Annotated in this window: 14 protein-coding genes; 8 read left to right on the top strand and 6 right to left on the bottom strand. The window is 51.3% G+C overall.

The window, feature by feature from the left end; genetic code table 11:
* Positions 1-98: 98 nt before the first annotated feature.
* The 3 genes from AC5E51_RS09400 to AC5E51_RS09390 all read left to right on the top strand — a co-directional run bounded on the left by AC5E51_RS09400 (position 99) and on the right by AC5E51_RS09390 (position 5,293).
* Positions 99-1,919 carry a PAS domain-containing protein gene (locus AC5E51_RS09400; protein WP_491778478.1) on the top strand — a complete coding sequence of 607 codons (1,821 nt, stop codon included), beginning with the start codon at positions 99-101 and terminating at the stop codon, positions 1,917-1,919.
* A complete protein-coding gene (locus AC5E51_RS09395; protein WP_491778477.1) occupies positions 1,916-4,324 on the top strand; it encodes a two-component system response regulator in 2,409 nt (802 codons plus the stop codon). Before AC5E51_RS09400 ends, AC5E51_RS09395 begins: the two co-directional genes overlap by 4 nt.
* Positions 4,325-4,399: 75 nt before the next feature.
* Complete coding sequence (locus AC5E51_RS09390) at positions 4,400-5,293, top strand: Dyp-type peroxidase (RefSeq protein ID WP_297533750.1); 894 nt, start codon at positions 4,400-4,402, stop codon at positions 5,291-5,293.
* A 45-nt stretch (positions 5,294-5,338) separates the two neighbouring features.
* Here the strand turns inward: AC5E51_RS09390 and rimO are convergent, their stop codons facing one another.
* From rimO to AC5E51_RS09375, 3 genes are read right to left on the bottom strand one after another with little or no spacing between them, the layout of a single operon-like run.
* Positions 5,339-6,715 (bottom strand): 30S ribosomal protein S12 methylthiotransferase RimO, encoded by a 1,377-nt coding sequence (gene rimO, locus AC5E51_RS09385; protein WP_301377260.1) that lies wholly within the window; start codon positions 6,713-6,715, stop codon positions 5,339-5,341.
* Positions 6,716-6,768: 53 nt separating this feature from the next.
* Positions 6,769-7,692: a diguanylate cyclase gene (locus AC5E51_RS09380; protein WP_488073277.1), complete on the bottom strand. Its 924-nt coding sequence runs from the start codon at positions 7,690-7,692 to the stop codon at positions 6,769-6,771.
* Entirely contained in the window at positions 7,685-11,926 is a 4,242-nt protein-coding gene (locus tag AC5E51_RS09375) for a PAS domain-containing protein (RefSeq protein WP_491778476.1), read from the bottom strand. The genes AC5E51_RS09380 and AC5E51_RS09375 overlap by 8 nt, the downstream gene beginning before the upstream one ends.
* Before the next feature lie 113 nt (positions 11,927-12,039).
* On the opposite strand from AC5E51_RS09375, the gene AC5E51_RS09370 reads away from it, so the two are divergent.
* Genes AC5E51_RS09370 through AC5E51_RS09360 form a run of 3 tightly spaced genes read left to right on the top strand, consistent with a single transcriptional unit; the run spans position 12,040 to position 14,526 of the window.
* The gene (locus AC5E51_RS09370) at positions 12,040-12,573 is read left to right on the top strand and encodes a hypothetical protein (RefSeq protein WP_491778475.1); all 534 of its coding nucleotides are present in this window, start codon (positions 12,040-12,042) and stop codon (positions 12,571-12,573) included.
* Between the two features lie 4 nt (positions 12,574-12,577).
* Positions 12,578-13,711, top strand: coding sequence for a tRNA-queuosine alpha-mannosyltransferase domain-containing protein (locus AC5E51_RS09365; RefSeq protein WP_491778474.1), 1,134 nt, complete (start codon positions 12,578-12,580; stop codon positions 13,709-13,711).
* Positions 13,690-14,526 carry a CPBP family intramembrane glutamic endopeptidase gene (locus tag AC5E51_RS09360; protein WP_297533756.1) on the top strand — a complete coding sequence of 279 codons (837 nt, stop codon included), beginning with the start codon at positions 13,690-13,692 and terminating at the stop codon, positions 14,524-14,526. Before AC5E51_RS09365 ends, AC5E51_RS09360 begins: the two co-directional genes overlap by 22 nt.
* A gap of 13 nt (positions 14,527-14,539) precedes the next feature.
* On the opposite strand, the gene AC5E51_RS09355 is transcribed toward AC5E51_RS09360, so the two are convergent.
* A complete protein-coding gene (locus AC5E51_RS09355; RefSeq protein WP_491778473.1) occupies positions 14,540-16,015 on the bottom strand; it encodes a RimK family ATP-grasp domain-containing protein in 1,476 nt (491 codons plus the stop codon).
* Between the two features lie 190 nt (positions 16,016-16,205).
* Here AC5E51_RS09355 and AC5E51_RS09350 point away from each other — a divergent pair, with 190 nt between their 5' ends.
* The gene (locus tag AC5E51_RS09350; protein ID WP_068439986.1) at positions 16,206-17,309 is read left to right on the top strand and encodes a GNAT family N-acetyltransferase/peptidase C39 family protein; all 1,104 of its coding nucleotides are present in this window, start codon (positions 16,206-16,208) and stop codon (positions 17,307-17,309) included.
* An 18-nt stretch (positions 17,310-17,327) separates the two neighbouring features.
* On the opposite strand, the gene AC5E51_RS09345 is transcribed toward AC5E51_RS09350, so the two are convergent.
* The gene (locus tag AC5E51_RS09345) at positions 17,328-17,540 is read right to left on the bottom strand and encodes a hypothetical protein (RefSeq protein WP_068437543.1); all 213 of its coding nucleotides are present in this window, start codon (positions 17,538-17,540) and stop codon (positions 17,328-17,330) included.
* Positions 17,541-17,591: 51 nt separating this feature from the next.
* Complete coding sequence (locus AC5E51_RS09340; RefSeq protein WP_068439988.1) at positions 17,592-18,713, bottom strand: GNAT family N-acetyltransferase; 1,122 nt, start codon at positions 18,711-18,713, stop codon at positions 17,592-17,594.
* A 75-nt stretch (positions 18,714-18,788) separates the two neighbouring features.
* Between AC5E51_RS09340 and AC5E51_RS09335 the strand changes: the two genes are divergently transcribed.
* Complete coding sequence (locus tag AC5E51_RS09335) at positions 18,789-19,247, top strand: HIT domain-containing protein (protein WP_068439990.1); 459 nt, start codon at positions 18,789-18,791, stop codon at positions 19,245-19,247.
* The last annotated feature ends 16 nt before the right edge of the window (positions 19,248-19,263 follow it).

Below are 19,263 nucleotides of genomic sequence, written 5' to 3'. Positions count from 1 at the left end.
TAAATTGGTCATTGGGGCCATTAACCTTCAATAATAACAAAATTAGACTAACCTGATGTTACAGGGGCTATGCGGCGCGAGAAGCGCGGGAGCAGGCAATGGCGGTAACGGAACAGAGGGATTTGACGGGGCTGAAGTCCGGGGCGTTCGACGCCTTGTTGAGCTCCGAGGATATGGGGATTGCGATACTTGATACCGGGCTACGGTATGTGGAGCTGAATGCCCTTCTGGCGAGGTTTAACGGTGTTTCTGGTGAGGAACACATTGGCAGAACTGTCTCGGAGGTTTTGCCCAAGTTAGGTCCGCTGATTACTCCCATCCTGAAAGAAGTTATTGAAACCGGTGAGCCTGTAAGAAACCTTGAGATTGCCGGTGAGACGCCCAGCGTAGTCGGGCAGGACTCTTTTTGGGAAGCATCGTATCTTCCGATTTTTTCTTCGCCGGGTCAGGTTGCTGGAATTCTGGTTATGGCGGTCAATCGGACGCTCGAGTATGAGCTCAAGCGCACTCAGGAAGAAGCTCACGAACTGCAGCGGCGTATTCTCGACAGCCTGTTTACCTTTGTCAGTATTCTCTCTCCAGACGGCCTCCTTATCGATGCTAACCGAGCACCGTTAGAGGCTGCGGGCATTGATCTCGCCGATGTCATCGGCAAGCGCTTCTGGGACTGTATCTGGTGGAATTACTCACCAAAAATTCAGATGCAACTGCGCTCAGCTGTTATCCGTGCAGGTGCGGGTGAGACTGTTCGTTATGATGTGCCTATCCGTACGGTGGGTGATACCCGCATTACTATCGATTTTATGGTTTCGCCGCTGCTTGGCGCGGATGGCGAAGTCACTCACCTCGTCGCCTCGGCAAACGACGTATCTGAACGAAAAAGTCGGGAAACTGAATTATCACTCAGTGAAAAGCGCTTCCGCCGTGTGTTTGACTCTACTGCAGATGGCCTGGTAATGATTAATGACTACGGCGAGATTATGCTCGCCAACCCCAGCATGGCCAGCATGTTCGGGTATTCGTTATCTGAATTATATTCCTGCTCAATTGAAGACCTTATCCCGTCTCATTTACGTGAAAAGCACCGGCGTGATCGAACGCGTTACCAGGAAAGCCCGGTTCCACGAGCCATGGCGGCTATGCGGGAATTGATGGCCTGTCGGCGTGACGGATCAGAATTTCCGGTAGAAGTCGCATTGACGCCTTTGCAGTTTCCGGAAGGAACTCGGGTTCTCGCAACGGTAGTTGATATTTCGATTCAGAAGCAGATTCAGGCGAGTCTTATTAAAGCCTTGAAAGAAAAGACATCTCTTCTTAACGAAGTTCATCACCGTGTAAAAAATAATCTACAGGTGGTTTCCAGTTTATTGAGCCTTCAGGCGCGCAGTGTTCCCGAGGAGCTGGTGGGCGCATTTCTTGAAAGCCAGGGGAGGGTGAAGGCAATGGCTCTGATGCACCAGCAGCTATACGAGCATAAAACGTACGAGAGTATTGGCGCTGCAAAATACAGTAGCGAGTTAGTTTCGCTTATCACGCGCAGTCATACGATGACCAGCAGTCAGAATATCAAAACCATCCTTGTACCTCCCGAACGGGAAGTCTTTTTGACGATGGATCAGGCGCTGCCTTTCGGCTTGTTGCTTAATGAGCTCGTAACAAACTCCATAAAGCATGCATTTACTGATCAAGACCTGGGTGAAATACGTATTTCAATGTCACAGGATGGTGATATGAATATTGTGGTTGTTGAGGACAATGGAAAGGGAGTCGAGGAAGGGGTAGAACTTGGCAAAACAACATCGCTTGGATTCCAGTTGATTCCCGGATTAGTCGAGCAGCTGGACGGAGAAATAGTGTTGATAAGAAATCAAGGAACTCGCTATGAAATACGCTTTCGCAAGCAGGAGACAGAGGAATGAGTGGCGAAAAGATTCTGATCACGGAAGATGAGCGGATCACTGCACTGGATCTGAAGATGACGCTGGAAAAACTGGGTTATTTGGTGGTTGGTAGTGTTGCTTCTGGGGAGGAATCAATCGAGTTTGCACGACGACTGAAGCCTGACCTGGTTCTTATGGATATTCATTTAAAAACAGCCATGATGGGTACAGAAGCTGCACAGCTGATCTCAAAGGAACTGGATATTCCGGTTATTTTCCTGAGCGCATACTCTGACAGGTCGGTGATTCGCGAAGCCGGACAGTCAACACCTTATGGCTATCTGATAAAGCCTTATGATGCTCGTGAGATAGATGCATCTATTCAGGTGGCACTAGCAAAACATGAGGTTGATGATGAGATAAAGAAGAGTGACATGAAACTGAAGTTGGCACTCGAAGCCGCCAATATGTCAGCCTGGGAGTGGGAGCCAGAAGACAGACTTTGTCTGGCGACGCCCGAGCAACCAGGAACGACGAATTTCGCAAGCACGATTGACGATATTATTAATCGCGTACATCCCGCTGACAGAGATATGCTTGTTTCTTCTCTTAACAGCACAGGTCAGCTTTCACAGCAAGTTCGTTTGTTATACAAGGACACTGACGACTATCATAGTGTCGATTTGTTTGCGGCTGTCGTAACAGATAAAGAAGGCCAACGTAAGGTCGTTGGTATTGCTCGTGATATTGAGAAAGAGGTACGCGAGCGAGAGGAGCTGCGACAGGCCAGAGTCGTCTTTGAATCTATCTCTGAAGCGATTCTGATAACCGATTCTGAGAGAAAAGTGATCTCTGCTAATCCTGCCTTGGAAATTATCACTGGATTCACCATTGATGAAATCAAGGGGCGCGATCCGGATGAGTTTCTTCACGCTCGTCGTCATAAAGACCACTTTTCACCCAAGCTCCTTGAACAAGGTAATCATTTCTGGAGTGGTGAAGTAGCCTGCAATACCAAATCTGGTGAGCGTTTTCCGGCCTGGGAACATATTTCTGGCGTATTTGATGACGATGGCATGGTCACCAATTATGTATTTACTATTTCAGATATTGGCGAGCTTCGCCGCGCTGAAAAGAACCTGCAGAGAATGGCGTTTCTTGATTCCCTGACCGGTGTCGGAAATCGCGTTCACCTTGAACGCACGTTGAGTGAATATCTGCATGCACAGCGTAACTCAGCGGAACCTGTGGCTGTGCTTTATATCGACCTTGACGGTTTTAAGCTCGTTAATGACACCTTAGGGCATGCTGAGGGAGACCGATTATTGCAGATTATTGCCGAGCGATTTGTCAGCTCGGTAAGGGAAGACGATACGGTTACTCGTGTTGGTGGCGATGAGTTCGTCATTGTAGTACCGCACTTCAGCGACCATGAAGGGCTGCGTGTAATGGCGAATAAATTGCTTAGAGCAGTCGCTGAACCTATCACATTATCCCGTGAAGTCGTCGAGGTTTCTGCCAGTATTGGTGTTGCCATTTCAGGTGGAGAGCTGATCACCCATGAAGATGTGATTACGGCTGCTGACACAGCCTTGATGCATGCGAAAAGCGCGGGCAAGAGTTGTTTTAAGTTTTATGATTTTGAACTGGCGATGGTTTCGGTTGAGCGAAACCGCATCGAACGCAATATTAAAGATGCGCTGAACAGTAACGAAATCTGTGTTGAGTTTCAGCCCCTGGTCGATGTCGTTAATGGGCGGGTCTATGGGGCCGAAGCCCTGTGCCGTTGGTATAGCCATGATCTTGGGGTGATTCCTCCAGAGCGGTTTGTCCCCATTGCCGAGCAGAGTAATGTGATACTTGAGTTAGGTGAAAAGGTATTAACTGAGAGCTTCAGGCAGCTGCATCAATGGCGGCTGCAAGGCCTCACGGAGCTTGTTGTATCCGTCAATGTTTCTGCTCGTCAGCTATCGGATAAAAACTTTCCTTCAATTATCAGTTACCTGCTTAAAGAACATGACGTGCCAGCGGATAGAATCGAATTAGAAGTTACCGAGACGGCAATTCAGAATAATAAACACGCCAAGCAGCAGCTTGATCAACTCCGTGCACTTGGTATTCGCCTTGCTATCGACGATTTTGGTACAGGGTATTCATCATTAAGCCGTCTGAAATCCTTGCCTTTCGATCGCGTAAAAATCGATCGAAGCTTCGTTATGGATTTGCCCAACAGTGAAAGTGACATTGAGATCTGCAAAGCTATCTTTGCGCTTTGCGGCGTTCTCGGCATGAACGTGACGGCCGAAGGTATTGAGAATGAAAATCAGCTAAATACCCTTCGCCAGATGGGCTGTGGCTGTGGTCAGGGCTTCTTGTTTGGCCGCTCTATGGCTTCTCAGCGATTCGTAGAATGGGTGAAAGGTTTTGAATTAAATAACGGCTGAACTATCGGTTGTCTGGCGCTAGAATAAATAAAACCTCTGAACATACAGAGGGCGTTGACAACCGGAGCAGTGAGAATGAACCCACATCAGGCCGGCCTGTTTGAAGAGCCGGGTCGCAGTAGTCAGTATCTGGAATATCAATTTCGCTCGGCAGCTGATGCCGATTTGCGCCAAGCTCTTTCTCGGGCACTAAAGCCTGTTGATGGTGCGCGTATCATGGTCGCATTCAATCAGGCCTCCTGGAAGCGCTTAGGCCCAGGCTGGACACCCTCAGGACTATGTGACTTTACGGCGCAGTATTCCTCCAAAGGGCACGTTATGCCAGCGTCGCAGCGCGACATGTTCATCTGGGTTGTCGGCGAAGATCGCGGTGACGTAATGAATGCCGTAGTTCAAGTTACCGAGGCTCTGTCCGACGTCGCAGATCTGGAGCTCGATCTGGATGGGTACAAAACCCGTGATGCACGAATTCTTACTGGCTTCGTTGATGGTACCGGAAACCCCGGAACGGCAGAGAAAAAGCGTGCGGCAGCGCTTATTCCTGAAGGGGAGCTGGGAGCAGGTGGATCGTTTGTCCTCGGACAGAAATGGACACACAGATTGCAGGAATTTCTGAGTCTGAGTGTAAATGCCCAGGAAAACGTTATTGGCCGCACCAAAGAGACGAATATCGAACTCGAAGGAACGGCGCTGCCGCCTGAATCGCATGTCGGGCGCACTGACATTGACGTCGACGACGTACCGATGAAAATGTATCGCCGTGGTACGCCTTACGGTGGTGGAGAGGACAAGGGGCTTTATTTCCTCGCGTTTGCCTGCGACATGGATCGCTTTGTGAGCGTGATCGATAGCATGCTGGGTAAGGACGACGGAATCACAGATGCCATGATGGATTTCAGTGACGCATTGACCGGTTCATACTGGTTTATGCCGTCGCAGGTGGATCTGGATACAATGTTGGCGGGGTGACCGCCGATAGCCAGCTTGTCTGGCTAACGGCGACCCCGGAGGGTATCAACCGTTAACCGGGGTTCCCCACAGGTCATATTCGTCGGAATGCTCGATATCAACCTCAAGGAAATCCCCCGGCTGGCAATCGAAGAACTCGTTCAGGTAAACCATGCCGTCGATGTTGGGCGCGTCGGCGATTGAGCGGCCAATCGCACCTTCGTCATCGACTTCATCAATAAGCACAGTCATGCGGGTACCGACTCTTCGGGCCAGCTTACGCGTGCTGATTTCCTGCGCTTTTTCCATAAAGCGGTCATGACGCTCCTGCTGAATGTCTTCTGGCACATGGTCAGGCAGGTCGTTCGCTTTCGCGCCCTCGACGGGGCTGTACTTGAAACAACCAACACGATCGAGTTCTGCTTCTTCGAGCCAGTCGAGGAGCATCTGGAAGTCTTCTTCGGTTTCACCGGGGAAGCCGACAACGAAGGTCGAGCGCAGCACAAGCTCCGGGCAGATTTCGCGCCACTTCTTGATACGCGCCAGTGTGTTTTCGGCGTGCGCAGGGCGTTTCATCAGTTTCAGAATACGCGGACTTGCGTGCTGGAACGGGATATCCAGATACGGAAGTATCTTTCCGTCCGCCATCAGCGGAATCACGTCGTCTACGTGCGGGTAAGGGTAAACATAATGCAGGCGTACCCAAACTCCCATCTTGCCGAGCTCTTCACAGAGGTCGAGCATCTTGGTTTTTACCGGCTTGCCATCCCAGAAGCCCGTGCGGTACTTCAGGTCGACACCGTACGCGGAGGTGTCCTGAGAGATCACGAGTAGCTCTTTGGTGCCTGCATTGACGAGGCGTTTCGCTTCTTCCAGTACATCGCCGATAGGACGACTGACATGCTTCCCGCGCATATCCGGGATGATGCAGAAGGTGCAGCTGTGGTTACAGCCTTCTGAGATCTTCAGGTAAGAGTAGTGGCGAGGTGTCAGCTTCACACCTTGGGGCGGAACCAGATCCGTAAACGGATTATGTTCGGTTTGCTTAGGTGACCATTCATGAACTGCGGTCATGACCTCTTCGTAGGCTTGTGGGCCTGTTACTGCGAGAACACCGGGGTTCTTTTCTTTGATCAGCTCAGCATCGGCGCCTTTACCCATACAGCCAGTCACAATCACACGACCGTTTTCGTTCATGGCTTCATTGATGGCGTCGAGAGATTCCTGTTTGGCAGCATCGATAAAACCACAAGTGTTTACGACAACGACATCTGCGTTGTTGTACTGGTTTACTACGTCATAGCCGTCAAGCTTGAGTTGGGTCAGGATGCGTTCGGAGTCCACCAGGGCTTTCGGGCAGCCGAGAGACACGAATCCTACTTTGCCGCTGCCTGGAATTGCATCGCCTTCACCGACACTTGGATTTGAGGGGTGGTCTGTCATGGTGTGTACCTTCGCCGCCGGGGTAATTATCTCAGGGCGGCGATTGTACCTGATTAGTGAGGGGCTTTGGAGGCTGTCACTATGTCTTCCGGGTGAGCCAGTTCAGTGCAGTTGCGGCCGTTTTCTTTTGCCCGGTAAAGGGCATCATCGGCTCGCTTGAGAAGATCGTTGAAATTCTCATCATGATCCGACAGTTCTGCCGCGCCAATGCTTACGGTAACAGGGATAGAGGAGGGCATGAGCTCAGATATCTGGTGGCGCATTACCTCGGCTTTGTAGTGTGCCTGATTCAGCGAGCAGGGTTCCATCAGTACGATAAACTCTTCGCCACCAAAGCGTGCGACGGTATCTTCAGTGCGGCATTGGCGCTGGAGGAGCTCTGATACCTGCTCGAGAATCTGATCACCGGCAATGTGTCCATGGGTGTCATTGATTTTTTTGAAGTGATCAAGGTCGATAATCAGCGTGGTCAATGGTGTGTTATGACGACGCGCACGCGCAATTCGCTGGTCGACCATTTCCAGCATGTAGTGGCGGTTGTACAGGCCGGTGAGTTGATCGTGCATAGCCAGCTGCAACAGACGATCCTGCTGGCGCTTCAGTGTTACGTGAGTATCAACGCGGGCAGACAGAATTACCGGACGAATGGGTTTGGTGATGTAATCAACGGCGCCGATTCGCAGACCAAGCTGTTCGTCTTCGATGTTGTCGCGGCCGGTAACAAAAATGACGGGAATGTCCCGGGTTTCGCTCATGTCTTTGAGTTCGCGGCAGGTTTCGTATCCAGAGATGCCGGGCATTTCGATATCAAGGAGGATGAGGTCTGGTTTGTGCCGGAGTGCCATATCAAGACATTGCTGTCCGCTCGTCGCTGTCTTGACACGATAACGCTCCTGAAGCACCGCGGCCATAACGCGGATATTCGACGGCGAGTCGTCAACGATCAAAACAGTGGATAACGGAATTTCATTAGGCATTCTTATAGCTCTCGGTTATCTGCTGAAGCAGTGACTTAATCCTAGACTGAGCTTTTGCGTTTTCAAATGCTGTGATCTCGTGCGCAAGCTGCCCCAATTCTGCCTCGTAATACGCATTCCCAAGGGGTTTAAGCATGAATTCAAGACTCTTCTGACTAATGTAGTCGTTTTGTTCCAATGCGTGATTTATTGCAACCAGTCGTTCTCTCAGGCCAATTAGTGGTGTAGGGGCTTCGGCTTCGTTACTTGTTTCTACCAACTCGGTCAGTCGTGCTGTTTCTTCATGCAGCTCATCGAGTAGCATCTCTGCTGTTTCAGTGTTACCGGTGCGTATATCCTGATCCAACTTTGAGGCGACTTTTTGTATGGCGACCAGCCCGAGGTTACCAGCGACCCCTTTGAGGTTGTGTGCCACCTCCCTGAGAGCTTCGTAGCGACCACCATCAAGCAGTTGCGTCATCTCCGAGAGGCGCACAGGCTGCTCACTGCGGAACATATCAATCAGTTGGTTCAGAAGCTTCTCGTTACCCACAACGCGCTTGAGAGCTTGCTGGCGGTCCCAGATCATTTCACCGGTTTCTGGCTGGCTTTTAATGACGACAGCTCTGTCGCTCACTGTAGAATCCTGGCTTCCGTCATCTGCCAGCAACCATCGTTCAAGCATGGAGGTCAGTAAACCCGGGTCTACAGGCTTTGCCAGGTAGTCATTCATACCAGACGCAAGGCAGCGCTCTTTGTCGCCAGTCATGGCGTGTGCTGTCATGGCGATGACAGGGGTACTCTGGTGTTGGTCGCCGGCGCGTCCGTGTCGTAGAGCCCGCGTTGCCTGATAGCCATCCATTACAGGCATCTGGCAGTCCATAAGAATGAGGTCGAATGGAGTTTCTTCTGAGCTGATTTTCTGAATAGCCTCTTCACCATTTTCAGTGACCACTACTTTAATACCCAAAGCGGTGAGCATTTCTTCTGCGACAAGTTGATTTACGCGGTTGTCTTCGACAAGCAGCACTCGTTTGTCCCGAAAGGTGGGTTTATTGTTCGGTACGTCCGCATTGCCGGTATGATCGAACTCTTTGCGCGTATGGAAGTATTCGACGAGATTGAGTACGTTCAACGGCTTTAGTACATGGCCATGGAGTCTGCCGGACTCGAGAACCCGTTCTGACTGGCGGAAGCTTACCGGTACCATCAAAACTCTGAGTGCTGTATCCATGGCTGGTAGCTGAGCTAATGCTTCAGAACTGTCTCTCCAGTCTTCACCGGGAATATTGCTGCTCAAAATGAGAAGGTCGACGCTGTCTGGGTCGCCTATCAATATTTCTGATGCGTCGGCCGTTGAGCCGACGGCATCGACTCTGGCTCCCAGTGCTTCCAGGTTCTTCCGGGTAATCTCACGCGATTTCGGGTTATTAATAATAGCCAGTACACGAGTGCCATTGAGGCCGGGAAGCGGGGTAGCACCTGGGGCAATATCGAGCTGAATCGTGGCGGTAAAGGCGCTGCCCACCTTTGGGGTACTTTCAACTGAAACCGAGCCCTTCATCCGTTCACACAGGTTTTTCACGATGGCCAAACCAAGGCCGCTGCCGCCAAACTCTCTGGTGGTCGACGAATCGACCTGATTGAAGGCGTTAAAAAGGTTCGCGCGCTTGGTTTCGTCGATACCTATGCCGGTATCTTTGACTGTGATTGATAACTGCCATTTGTCATCAAGTAACACCTGCTCAAGTGATACTGTTACCTCGCCCTCACTGGTGAACTTAATCGCGTTGCTTAACAGGTTAACAAGTATCTGGCGGACCCGGCCGGGATCTCCAATGACTACATTGGTGTGTAGCTGGGAGGTGTCGACCAGAAGTTCGACGGCTTTTGTTTCTGCCTGGCTGGCGAGAGACTCTGTCGCAGCGGTCAGTACGCTATTGAGTTCGAACTCGATGGATTCAAGTTCAAGCTTATTTGCTTCGATTTTTGAGAAGTCGAGAATGTCATTAATCAATGCGAGAAGAGACTGCGCACTGTTTTGGGCAATTCGAATCCGGTTGAGCTGATCATCGGTTAGTGGCGTGTCCTTGAGAAGGTTGAGCATACCCAGAACGCCATTCATCGGAGTGCGGATTTCATGGCTCATAGTCGCAAGGAAGTCGCTTTTCGTCCGCGCAGCACTTTCCGCTTCACGCTTCGCCGCCAACAATGCAAGCTCGCTCTCTTTCTGCTGAGTGACATCGCTGGTCATGCCGACCACCCGCGAGCCTTGCGAATGCTCATCGTCCAATATCACCGCAGCAGAGCGGACATGGCGCTCCTTACCGTCGGCGCGAACAATTCTGAATTCATAATCGAATGGCTTTTTATGCTCGATGGCGTCTTTGAGTCGGGTCACCACCCAGTCGTGGTCGTCTGGATGAATGAAGGATTCCCACTCTTTAATGCTGGGAGGTGTGACGTCAGGGGCGATACCGTACAGCTCGCGCATACCGGCGTCCCAGGCCATCTCGCCGGTTGTCAGGTTGTGCTCCCAGATGCAGATGCCAGCAGACTCAGTCGCCAGCTGGATTCTCTGGTGACTGATGTTGATCTCTGTCTGCGCCAGTTTGTTTTCTGTAATGTCGAGGTGGGTTCCGATCATTCGCAGTGGCTGACCGTCGTCGTCCCACTCAACAACGCGTCCTGTGTCGTGAACCCAGACCCAGTGACCGTCTTTATGCCTCATTCTCGCTTCGCATTCGTAGCGTTTCAGTTTGCCTTCCCAGTGTTGTGCAAGGAGCTCGCCGGAGTGTTCGAGGTCGTCTGGATGGCATGCATCAAGCCAGGTATCGATCGATACTGGTGCCAGCTCATCGAGTGTGTAGCCAATAATGTTGGCCCAGCGTTCACTGAAAGAGGTTTCTCCGGTTTTGACGTTCCAGTCCCAGAAGCCAACGGCCGTCGATTCAATCATTAGCTGATTGCGCTGAGCCTCCTCGCGTTTCTCGGTTTCCTGTTCCCGTTCTTCAGTGATGTCCTGAAAAGAGCCAAACAGACGGGTACAAGTCCCGTCTACCATCACAGGCGCGCCTAATGCGCGAGCCCAGATTCTGCGACCTTTCGCTGTTTTCAGCGGTAATTCGAGATCCCAGCTTTTACCTGCTTCAACGGCGCTTGCGATTGCTTCGCGGAGGCGCTCTTTTGCTTCATCGCCATCGTAAAAGTCGATGCCGTTATCGACAGTCGGGATGAAATCATCGTCTACCTCGTGAATAAGGCGGGTGACTGGAGTCCAGTAGAGATTTTCCGTAGTAAGGTCGAGTTCCCAGCCACCAATACGAGCTTGCTTACTGACGGCATCCAGTAACAGACGATCCCGCTCCAGTTCATTATCGGTTTCTTCGCGAGCAAGCTCGTCGCCCATCCACTTCGCAAATAATTGAATCAGCTCAATCTCGCCGGTGCTGAAAGCGCGTGATCGCGGCTCCGGGCCCGAGAAATTAATTGTGCCGTACAGCTTATCTTTGAGAAACAGGGGGGCGGCGAGATACGACTCAAGACCAAAATTGGCGTAAGCAGGGTGATGCTGGGTTTCGCTATCGCCCACATGGTGGTGCGCGACCGCATGACAACCAGCGATAGTTTCAGAACAATAGGTATTACCTAGCTGAAAGTTATCACCGGGCTTAAGTGCGTTTTCAGGGTTCAGAGTGAAGCGCACTGTATATTGTTCATCAACGATGTGACTGATGATGCCAATCGGCAGGTTGAATATCTCACAGCCCAGACGAAGGATTCGCTCAGCTTTAGTGTCTATGGTTGCCTGGCGGTCAGAAGTAATTTCATGCAAACGGCGCATTGCGTCCAGAGTGCGGTGCTGGTCTGTGACGTCGGTGCGCAGGGCCACGTAACCCGTGATTTCACCGGTTTCATCGCGTTGGGTAGAAATGGTCGTTTCTACCCAGTAGAGCTCACCGGTCTTACGACGATTGCAGATTTCTCCACGCCAGATGTCGTTATCGGCGAGTGTGTCGAACATTTCTTCGAAAAATTGTCTGCTGTGATGACCGGAGTTCACCATGTGATGAGTGCGGCCAATTAACTCTTCGCGTTCGTAGCCACTGATGTCGCAGAACAGGTCATTAACGTATTGAATGCGGCCTTCCTTGTCTGTGATGGCAACGATCGCGTGTTGATCCAATGCGTATTTCTGCAGTAACCAGTGATCTCCCGGTAGTGTATCGGGGACGCTGGGAGTGGGGTGAGGCATGCCTGCTCCGTGGTAGAAAGTATAATCCGCTTTCAAGTATAGTCAGTTCACAGGTAAGCGCAGGGCGAATCCAGGCCTTTTCGCCAACATTTCTGATAACAAGGAGTCTTAATATGCGTGGTAGTTTGCTGCTGGTTGGTATGGTCGTGGTTTCGGCTGTTCTGCCGGTGCACGCGGGGAAAGTGTATGTCTGTAAATCAGCAGCGGGCGAGACCCTGTTCTCACAGACGCCATGCCCGTCAGAATACTCGGTGAAGGAAGAACGCCAGGTCGATACCAGTAAGCCATCGAGGGGTGCTTCTGAAGCAGAGTTGCAAGGGATGGCTGATGAGCTTTCCCGCAGTAATGACAAAATTCGTGTGCAGCGTGACCTGAAAAATGCGAAGAAGAAGCTTAGCGACCTGCAACAGGAACGTGAGCGCATGATCAAAGAAAAATCCGAGCTGGCGAAGTCTATTGCTGGCCCGAACGCTCGCAACCGTGCACAAGCCATCGTCGATGAGATGAAAACCGGCGCGGACCGTTATAACGAGCAGATACGCCTGCAAAGAGAGAATATCTCAGGGTTAGAAAAGCGCTTGTCGGAAATTAACGAGGCGTCTGACTCCGCCAAGCAGGAGCTTGACCGCTCGCAAATGGCGATCTGAGTAAATGCCCGAGCGTCCTCTGGTCTGGCTACTGTCAGCATATCGTTCCGAAAGTCACGCCAGTTGGGTTAACTGGCTCTCGAATCAGCAGGACTGCCCTGTGCGGCTTCGAATCTTCGAACTTCCTGGCCGCTACTTCCGCTGGCGTATCCGCGGTAACCCTTTGTCGTGGATGGCAGAATTTCGGGACGCACTCCAGGAAGAGAGCCCCCATCATATTCTCGCAACATCCATGGTGGATATTGCCACCATCAAAGGTATGCACCCTGAACTCGCAGGTATTCCTGTCACTCTGTATTTCCACGAAAATCAGTTTGCTTACCCGGTAGGTGACCGTCAGCACTCGTCGATTGATCCCCAGATGGTTCAGTTATACGGAGCGCTGTCGTCTGAACGCTGCCTGTTTAATTCGCGTTTTAACCTGGAATCCATGCTGAAGGGAGTTACAGAGCTTCTGCGTAAATTACCTGACGCCACTCCCGACCATGTTGTTGATGAGTTACGAGCGAAGAGTTCGGTTTTACCTGTCGCTGTCGAGACAGTAAATACTGATACGATTCCAGCGCAAACAGGCACGATGCCGATGATTCTCTGGAATCACCGCTGGGAATACGACAAGCGTCCGGATCGATTCGAAGCAGTGCTTGATACGTTAGCTAATCGCGGCGTAGATTTTCAGTTGGCGCTGTTGGGGCCGCGACCTGAGAAGGTGCCGGGCGAACTGTCTGCGATACGTGAGAAGCACGCCGCACGGATTGTTGCCGATGGTATGGTGCCGCGGGCTGAGTATGAAACCTTATTAAAGCGTGCTCGGGTTGTGATCAGCACAGCGGATCATGAGTTTCAGGGGCTATCGATGATTGAAGCCGTGAGTGCTGGCGCAACGCCTGTAGTCCCTGACGCGTTATGCTATCGCGAACAATACCCAGGCCGCTTTCGATATACGCCCGGTAATATTGAAGAAGCCGCTGATCGAGTGAGCGACGCACTTCAGCACAGTAGCCCGGTGGATATTTCTCGTTGGACCGCGAGTCACACGGGCGAACTATGGCGTAATTTAATGATTTACTTCAGTCTGCCTGTAGGGGCTATTGAAGACACGAATGGAACAGCAGCATGGGATTTTTACACTGGCTGACGCCAGGGTTTCTTTTCAGCCAACTCAATGCAATTGATGAAGAGCGTAAACCGGCCAGTTTATCGCCTGCGGAAGAAGCGAAAGAGCGTATACGTGTCTGGCAGATTATCGGTATTGCCTGTGTGTGTCTGCTTCTGGTGCATTACGGAAAATACAGCAGTAACCTGACCGCGCTGGTGAAGTGGTTTTCCGAAGTGATGTCTGATCCCTCGATATATCGTGACTATCATCGTTACGAATACCGCGAATTACTGGGATATATCTGGTGGGGCAGCATTAACCTCCTCGGATTTCTTATTATCCCAATGCTGGCCATACGCTGGTGGTTCAAAGATTCACTGAGTGAGTATGGCTGGCAGTGGGGCAGCGTTCATCACCACTGGCGTGGCTATGTTTTGTTAGCATCGCCGATTCTCGTGTTTGCAATCATCGCCAGTTTCGGTGATGACTTTTCACAGCATTATCCCTTTTATAATCAAGCCCATCGAAGCTGGTTTGACTTGCTGAGCTGGGAGGTTATTTATGTCCTTCAGTTTATTGCCGTTGAATTCTTTTTTCGCGGATATCTGGTAAATGGCCTGAAACGCCAGTTTGGTAGTCTGTCGATTGCGGTGATGTGTTTGCCGTACCTGATGCTGCACTTCCCGAAGCTATGGCCGGAGTCCTTCGGCGCGATTCTGTTCGGCTTTTTTCTCGGTGTACTTGCTCTTATGTCACGGTCGATTTGGGGTGGTGTTCTGGTGCATGTGTCTATCGCATTGATGATGGATGTAGCAGCCCTTCTGCAAACCAAAGGGCTACCCCAGCAGTGGTAGAAAGACCGGCGCTTCAGCGCCCGTTAATGTCATCCAACCTTGCCAGAAATGTCTGCATGATTTTCTGATAAAGTGCCGTACCTTCATGAAGGTCTTCAACGCCTTTGTCTATGCTTGGGTTGTCGTTGACCTCAATGACAACGACCCGATCACCGCTGGATTTCAGGTCAACCCCATAAAACCCATCTCCCATACAGCGCGCTGCTTTTAATGCGGTTTTGATGACTTTTTTAGGCACATCATTAATAGCAAAGGCATCAGCATTCCCAGAACTGTTCGATTTTGATCGGGCACTGTGGTTGTAAATCTGCCAATGACTTTTGGCCATAAAATACCGGCAGGCATAGATGGCTTCACCATTCAGAACACCAATACGCCAGTCGTACTCGGTTGGCATAAATTTCTGCAGTAAGAGCAAGGCAGAGCGTTGACCAAGGCGACTGATACACTCTTGTAGCTCCTCCCGTGTTTTTGCTTTTTCTACACCAATTGAGAAGGCGCCGTCTGGTACTTTCACGATGATCGGAAGTTCCAGCTCTTCGATGAGGTGGTCGATGTTATAGTCTTGCTGAGTCATCAATAGCCGCGTTTCTGGTGTGTCTACCTGATGCAGTTGCAAGCACTCGTGGAGGTAGACTTTGTTAGAGCAGCGCATAATGTCGCGAGGGCTGTCGATAACGACGAGCCCAGCATTTTCAGCCTGTTGTGCAATACGATACGTGTGATGATCGACGTTTGTCGTTTCACGGATAAAGAGTGCATCGTATTCTGCAATTCTATGGGCTTCTTTCCAGGTGATCAGCTCAACGTTTAAACCAATGTCTTTACCGGCTTTTTCAAATGCAGTTAATGCGCCTTTATTGGAGGGCGGCAGCTGTTCTTCCGGGTTGACCAGAATCGCCAGGTCGTACTTATAACGCTTATTGATGCGCTTGAGTCGCCATATCTTCGAACTGAACGTATCCAGAGATTCGGCAAATCGGGTCTGGTCACTGTCATTGAGTTCGTTAATTGCAACGACGTTTAACGAGCCGATGATCCACAGGTTTTCGTGCACTCTCTGGAGCACCGCGTCAAACACAGGGAAGGCGAATGTCTCGAACAGTTTTCGGGCAACTGGCTTAAGAGAAGTGTTATCTGTTTGTCCGAAATATACGCGCAGGGTTACCTGATCCGCGTTTCTTTTGTTTGAGCGCCGGTCGGCTTCGAGAACGCGGCTGGTCTTTGTGGGCAGCGGCTGTCCTTGCTCGAAATTGTTTAATTCACGAATGGCACGAACACCGGGAAACACCTGGCCACCGCGAGCCTCAGCGAGAAGTGAGCCGTAGTAACCAGTACTCAGATAAGAGTAATCAGAGCATAGGTTAATGACGTAGCCGCGAGCCTCGGTCTGCCCAGCCAGAAAGTCACCAATGGTTATGACCTGACGGGTTGGGTAGTAGGGCTGCCAGTCACTGAGCTGGTCAACGAGTACGAGCAGTGGCTTCATGTATTGGTGACTCTTTGTGTATTAGAAAATGAAAAACCTGAGCCAGATGATAGTTCTCGCTGGCGTATCACAACATCAAGTTTTTCTTCTCGTCTGGAGTGATATTTCTCGTGAGCACAGCCGTAGCGATTCGCTGTGTTCAGTTCTACTATGCGCCTTCAGATTGCTGTTTCATTTTTAGGTTCAGTATATGACGTTTCGTTTAGCCACATCGGCAGATGTTCCCGCGTTATCGGCTATTGAAGAGGAGGCCTTTCCGGGCGACCGGCTGACGCCTCGTCGTTTTCGCCATTTCATTCGCTCCAGCCACTCTGAGTTATGGGTACATGAAGACGAAAATGGTCTTCAGGCGTACATCCTGGTGCTGTTCCATCGTGGCACTTCGTTGGCGAGGCTGTATTCCATCGCGGTTTCAGCTAGGGCACGAGGGCGTGGACTTGCGCGTCAGCTACTGGATCATGCTGAGGCTCAGGCCATGCTCCGCGGAGTATTTTTCATGCGCCTGGAGGTTCGTGATGATAATGAGGGCGCTCTGTACCTCTATGAATCTACCGGGTATCGGAGAATTCGCTTCCTGCCCGGTTACTACGAAGACGGCAGTGCGGGCTGGAGACTGGAGAAACACCTGAGCACGATGCGTGTCGTTCCTCAGGAGTTGCCTTTCTACGGTCAGACAACGCCTTTTACGTGCGGTCCGTCAGCGTTGATGATGGCGATGCGCAGTCTACAGTCAGAGTTTCAGTTGTCGCGTCTTTGTGAACTGAATATCTGGCGGGAGGCGACAACCATTTACCTGACGACTGGCCATGGAGGTTGCTCTGCTCAGGGGCTGGCTCTTGCAGCTCAGACGCGCGGGTTTGATGCCAGCATCTGGGTGTCGGATGAGTCAGTTCCCTTTATTGAGGGCGTACGGAATGAGCATAAACGTGAAGTTCTGCGCCTTGTCAGTGATGACTTCAGTCAGCGCTGCGAACGTGCGGGGATATCCTCGGAGGTGTCGCAGTTTACGGTCGAAACACTCCGAGAGGCTTTGAAATCCGGCCATCGTATTCTGCTCTTAATCAGTACGTACCGGATGAACCGGAACAAGGCACCGCACTGGGTGTGGTTGGTCGCGATAGATGAAGATTTTGCTTACATCAATGACCCTGATGTCGATGATACGCTGGATCAGGCGGCGGTCGATAATATCTATGTGCCTGTGAGTCTGGAGAATCTGGCGGCGATGTGTCAGTACGGCAGCCGCCGTTACATGGCTGCTGTCTTGATATCGGGAGCTGGACGTCCTTTGTAGAAGCCGCCTGACGATAGGTTAGTGGCTGGTATGGATATACGGCTCAGTTTTGCTGGCGTCCACCCTGTCATCCAGTTCTGGTGCGCGCTCAGCTCGAAGCGCTACCCAGGCGGCTACGTCTTCCCGCCACTCTTCTGCCGGGCGCAACTCTGGTGCAGCCAGAAGTTTCGCTTCGGTACCGCGCGATGCGAATACGACAATGTCCTGAACTTTGTATGCTCTCATAGCCATGATAATTACCTCCGGGAGGGGTTATAACAAAGCTGGGATGAGACAGCCAGATCAATCCCGCCTGAACGGCAGTCTTTCTGAGGCGGCAGCGGCATATTCTTCAATGTACGCCGCTTCCTCTCGTGTGAACCTGCCAATAGCGTCGTGCAATTCCGGATGTGCCAGCCAATGGTAGCTTCGTGTGAACTCGGGGGCGAAGCCACGACTGATCTTGTGTTCTCCTTGAGTACCCGGGTTGAACATACCGAGGTTCTTCTCAATGCAGAACTCAATCCCCTGGTAATAGCAGGCCTCGAAATGCAAGGCATCGTAGTCGCGCAGACACCCCCAGTAGCGGCCATAAAGTGCGTCATCGTCGAAGAAACAAAGGGCAGCAGCGCATGGGCCTTCTTCGTCTACTGCGAGCACCAGCATCATCGAATCTGCCATGGTCTCACGGAGTTGGTGAAAGAAACCGGGCGTAAGGTAAGGATGAGAGCGTCTGCGGTAGTAGGTATCGCAATAGCAGTGGTAGAAGATATCAATCATTTCGGGTGTGATGCCTTCACCTTCGAAGCGTGACACCTTTAAGCCTTGTTCTGTGATCCGGCGGCGCTCCTTTAGCAGGTTCTTACGTTTACGGCTGGCGAACGTTGCCAGAAAGTCGTCAAAAGAGCTGAAGTTATTGTTCCTCCAGATGAACTGGCAGCCTTTTCGTTCCGATGCGCCAGCGTCCGGAGTCAGTTCGCCAGCGGGGAAGTTCATATGCCAGCCACTCAGCCCCTTACTCGAGCAAAAGTCTGATAAGCCCTGGGCCAGGCTTTGGGTGTCCACCGGGGTGGTGCTTAACCATCGTGGGCCCGGAACGGGCGTGAACGGGACGCCTAGCAGAAGCTTTGGGTAATACTGCATGCCATAACTGACGTAGGCCTCTGCCCACTGCCAGTCGAATACGTATTCTCCGTAACTGTGGTCTTTAATATAGGCAGGGAGAACAAGATTGGGAGTCCCGGTGTCATCAAGGCTGATCAGGTGGCTCGGCGTCCAACCTGTCTTTGGCGAGACACAGCCAGTGGCCTCAAGGGCATGCAGGAAGTCATAACGTAGAAATGGCGCCGCGTTATCCGGCAGAAGGGCATCCCACTGTTCCCTCGGGATTGATGAAATAGAGGAAAGGGCAATCAACTCAGACATTAAGGTACCCGGAGTGAATGATAGTGACCTGACACGTATGGCGCTTTATCATGAAAGCAACAACCAGGAGAGATTATGTTCCGCTTAGATGAACGCCTGCAAGCTGACACCGTGTATTTGGGCCGCTTGCCTTTGTGCAAAGTACTTATGATGAAGGATCGCCGTTACCCTTGGGTGATTCTCGTGCCATCCCGCTCTAACGTTTTCGAGTATTACCATCTGAAGAAAGAGGATCGCCTTCAGTTGATGGAAGAATCTGCATTTGTAGCAGAGAAGATGGCTGATCATTTCGCATCTGATTCCATGAACATCGCCGCGCTTGGGAATGTCGTTGCCCAGCTGCATGTTCACCATGTTGCGCGATTCAAATCTGATCCTGCCTGGCCAGGGCCTGTCTGGGGGCATAGCCCTGCAGAAGCTTTTTCTGACGAAGAGCTAAAAGAGCGCTCAGAAGAGATGATTAATTTATTGAACAGCCACTTCATTAACGAGTCTGAAGCAGACGACGATATTCAGGACACTGTGTACTGGTAATAGGTGAATGTGGAAG

The sequence above is a fragment of the Thalassolituus sp. genome, assembly GCF_984348125.1.
Note: the sequence above shows the minus strand (reverse complement) of the source record. Positions and strands in the feature narration are given on the sequence as shown.

Bases quoted from the DNA above. Each gene is read 5' to 3' on its own strand.
- AC5E51_RS09390 (WP_297533750.1), top strand. From the start codon at position 4,400: ATGAACCCACATCAGGCCGGCCTGTTTGAAGAGCCGGGTCGCAGTAGT.
- AC5E51_RS09380 (WP_488073277.1), bottom strand. From the start codon at position 7,692: ATGCCTAATGAAATTCCGTTATCCACTGTTTTGATCGTTGACGACTCG.
- AC5E51_RS09335 (WP_068439990.1), top strand. From the start codon at position 18,789: ATGTTCCGCTTAGATGAACGCCTGCAAGCTGACACCGTGTATTTGGGC.
- AC5E51_RS09350 (WP_068439986.1), top strand. From the start codon at position 16,206: ATGACGTTTCGTTTAGCCACATCGGCAGATGTTCCCGCGTTATCGGCT.
- AC5E51_RS09400 (WP_491778478.1), top strand. From the start codon at position 99: ATGGCGGTAACGGAACAGAGGGATTTGACGGGGCTGAAGTCCGGGGCG.
- AC5E51_RS09370 (WP_491778475.1), top strand. From the start codon at position 12,040: ATGCGTGGTAGTTTGCTGCTGGTTGGTATGGTCGTGGTTTCGGCTGTT.
- AC5E51_RS09365 (WP_491778474.1), top strand. From the start codon at position 12,578: ATGCCCGAGCGTCCTCTGGTCTGGCTACTGTCAGCATATCGTTCCGAA.
- AC5E51_RS09345 (WP_068437543.1), bottom strand. From the start codon at position 17,540: ATGGCTATGAGAGCATACAAAGTTCAGGACATTGTCGTATTCGCATCG.
- AC5E51_RS09355 (WP_491778473.1), bottom strand. From the start codon at position 16,015: ATGAAGCCACTGCTCGTACTCGTTGACCAGCTCAGTGACTGGCAGCCC.
- AC5E51_RS09340 (WP_068439988.1), bottom strand. From the start codon at position 18,713: ATGTCTGAGTTGATTGCCCTTTCCTCTATTTCATCAATCCCGAGGGAA.
- AC5E51_RS09360 (WP_297533756.1), top strand. From the start codon at position 13,690: ATGGGATTTTTACACTGGCTGACGCCAGGGTTTCTTTTCAGCCAACTC.
- AC5E51_RS09395 (WP_491778477.1), top strand. From the start codon at position 1,916: ATGAGTGGCGAAAAGATTCTGATCACGGAAGATGAGCGGATCACTGCA.
- AC5E51_RS09375 (WP_491778476.1), bottom strand. From the start codon at position 11,926: ATGCCTCACCCCACTCCCAGCGTCCCCGATACACTACCGGGAGATCAC.
- rimO (WP_301377260.1), bottom strand. From the start codon at position 6,715: ATGACAGACCACCCCTCAAATCCAAGTGTCGGTGAAGGCGATGCAATT.